This is a genomic window from Halomonas sp. KAO, assembly GCF_015595025.1.
Taxonomy (GTDB): domain Bacteria; phylum Pseudomonadota; class Gammaproteobacteria; order Pseudomonadales; family Halomonadaceae; genus Halomonas.
In genome coordinates, this window is record NZ_JADNRL010000041.1 from 733 (window position 1) to 1,169 (window position 437).

At 46.2% G+C, this 437-nt stretch carries 1 protein-coding gene; it reads right to left on the reverse strand.

Annotated elements, in window-relative coordinates; all coding sequences use genetic code 11:
• Positions 1–4: 4 nt before the first annotated feature.
• Positions 5–437 (reverse strand): hypothetical protein (locus IOC61_RS17520; protein ID WP_195690016.1); only part of this gene is annotated, 433 nt, incomplete at its 5' end.

Sequence of the window (437 nt, forward strand, 5' to 3'; positions counted from 1 at the left end):
GCCATCAGCCGCGTGACGAAGGAGCGTCGGCTGCATGGCCTTGTTGTGCATGAAACTCAACCTCAAGATTCTCATTAAACTCTTCTGGAGTCATGATCATAGTGATGTCCGACAGATCGCCGACTTCGAGCCAGAAAGAGCTTTCTGCGGAAACATCGGAATCAACGAGAAATCTGTATTCACTTTGAACCTCATATACTGAGCGCTTGTAGAACCCCACCTTATCTGCATCTAATGTTCCATGGAACTCATGCTCATCAAAACACTCAACTAGGCCCCGGGCGATTCGAAAGCATTTTTCCCTGAGAGTGGCTTCTATTCTGGCGATAAATTCGCGAGAATTCGTAATGACGACACAATATTGACCCAGACCAAAATTTGATCGATGAATAGCAAGAGATGCCTTGAAACGCTCAACCTGGTCTTCAGGTATCTGA